This is a genomic window from Clavibacter lycopersici (genome assembly GCF_003576405.1).
In the GTDB taxonomy this organism is placed as follows: Bacteria; Actinomycetota; Actinomycetes; order Actinomycetales; family Microbacteriaceae; genus Clavibacter; species Clavibacter lycopersici.
The window spans coordinates 1-2,140 of record NZ_QWGT01000346.1 but is presented as its reverse complement, the minus strand read 5'-3'; the positions used below and the strand labels follow the sequence as shown (position 1 = coordinate 2,140).

2 protein-coding genes are annotated in these 2,140 nt (G+C 75.4%); one reads left to right on the top strand and one right to left on the bottom strand.

Features of this window, described 5'->3' with window-relative positions:
* On the bottom strand, positions 1-1,035 hold a 1,035-nt coding region (locus tag DZG00_RS14905; RefSeq protein WP_119455789.1), incomplete at its 3' end, for a PIG-L family deacetylase.
* Positions 1,036-1,211: 176 nt separating this feature from the next.
* Here DZG00_RS14905 and efeU point away from each other — a divergent pair.
* Positions 1,212-2,117, top strand: a complete 906-nt coding sequence (gene efeU, locus DZG00_RS14900) for an iron uptake transporter permease EfeU (RefSeq protein WP_119455788.1) — start codon at positions 1,212-1,214, stop codon at positions 2,115-2,117.
* The last annotated feature ends 23 nt before the right edge of the window (positions 2,118-2,140 follow it).

Below are 2,140 nucleotides of genomic sequence, written 5' to 3'. Positions count from 1 at the left end.
GAGCCCGACGGGCAGCGCGATCCCGCCCACCGGCAGCGTGGCGCGGTGCGCGGCCGTGCCGACCGCGCCCACGAGCAGGCCGAGCACGAGCGACGCGACCGCCGTGCCGACGCGCTGCGCGCCGCGCGGGGGTCGCGGGGCGCCGTCGTCCGACGCGGCGCCGGCGGGGCGGTGCAGCCGGAACAGCTCGACGGCCGTGATGGGCGCCCCGATGCCGTGCGACAGCGCGAACTGGTCGCCGTCGACGACGGTCTGCGTGCGGTGCGCGGCGATCGCGCGGATCTTGGCGTCGAGCACCTCGGACGCGTCCACGGCGAGGTCGACGTCGTCGTCCGGCAGCACGAGCGCGCCGGCGGGATCCGCGTCGGGCGCGGGGAACCGGCCGCGCGCCGCGACGAGCTGGTGCGCCTCGCGGGCGGACGACCGCGTGGTGGTGACGAGGTACGCGGGGATCCCCGCCTCCTCGGCGGCCCAGGTCGCGATGACGTGCGTGCGCTTGTGGTCCGGATGCCCGTAGCCGCCGTGGTCGTCGTAGGTGACGACGCTCGTTGCGTCGACGTCGGCGATGACCGCGAGCACGTCGCGCGCCTCGTCGGCCTCGTCGCCCGCGCACAGCGAGTCGGGATCCAGCGGCCGCAGCGCCACGGGCACGCCGTCGTCGCCCCACTCCATGCCGGAGTCGACGTAGCGTCGGGGCTCGAGGCCCTTCCAGCGCGCGTCCGCGTCGCCGAGGAAGCGGTGGTCGGTGACTCCCAGGGCGGCCATGGCGTCGGCCAGCTCGGTCTCGCGGTGGTCGGCGAGCGCCCGCAGGTCGCCCTCGAGGTGGCGGAGCTCCTCGGGGATCACGTCGCCGCGCTCCCCGCGCGTGCACGTGAGCACGGTGACGGGCACGCCGGCGCGCACGAGCTCCGCGATGGTGCCGCCCGTGACGATGCTCTCGTCGTCGGGGTGGGCGTGCACGAACAGGACGTGCTCGTGCTCGGGGCGCGGGGTGCGGGCAGCCCGATCGGGGCGTCGGGACGTGCCGGGGATCATCGGGCGATCCTATCCGCGCGCCGACGGCCGATCGCTGGGCGTCGGCGGTGCCCCCCGACTGGACGCACCGGAGCCCGCGCGCTACTGTGCACGAGGTAAGGCAAGCCTCACCTACATTTCCCCACACTAGCAATAGGACGCGATCCGTCGCGTCCGCCGCCCGGAGAGGCGCACGCGTGTTCGCGAACTACCTGATCGGCCTGCGCGAGGGCCTCGAGGCCGCGCTGGTCGTCACCATCCTCATCGCCTACGTCGTCAAGATCGGCCGCCGCGACGTGCTCGGCCGCCTCTGGCTCGGCGTCGGGCTCGCGGTCCTCCTCGCCCTGTCCGTCGGCGCGATCCTCACCTACGGCGCGTACGGCCTCACGTTCGAGGCGCAGGAGGCGATCGGCGGATCCCTCTCCATCGTCGCCACCGGGCTCGTCACCTGGATGGTGTTCTGGATGCTCCGCACCGCGAAGGACATGCGCTCCGAGCTGCAGGGCGCCGTCGACCGGGCCGTCGCGGGCGCCGCGTGGGGCCTGGTCGCCGTCGCGTTCCTCGCGGTCGGCCGCGAGGGGATCGAGACGGCCCTCTTCCTCTGGTCGGCCGTGCAGGCCACCGGCGCCACCACCATGCCGCTCGTCGGCGCCGCCCTCGGGCTCGTCACGGCGGTCGCGCTCGGCTGGCTCGTCTACCGCGGCGTGCTCCGCATCGACCTCGCGCGCTTCTTCACCTGGACCGGCGCGCTCCTCATCGTCGTGGCGGGAGGCGTGCTCGCGTACGGCGTGCACGACCTGCAGGAGGCGGGGATCCTGCCGGGGCTGGGCGCGCTCGCGTTCGACGTCTCCGGCGCGGTGCCGCCCGGATCCTGGTACGGCACGCTCCTCAAGGGCACCGTGAACTTCTCCCCGGCCACCACCTGGCTCGAGGCGATCACGTGGGTCCTGTACGTCGTGCCGACGCTCACGGCCTACCTGCTGCTCGCGCGCCGCGGGCGCCGCGCCCGTCCGGCCCCGGCCTCCGCCGCTCCTGCCGACGGCGCCGCCGATCCGGCCGACGCCGACCCGGCCCGCGTCGCCGACGCGACCGCCGCGCGCTGACGCCGACCGCTCCCCGACCCTCC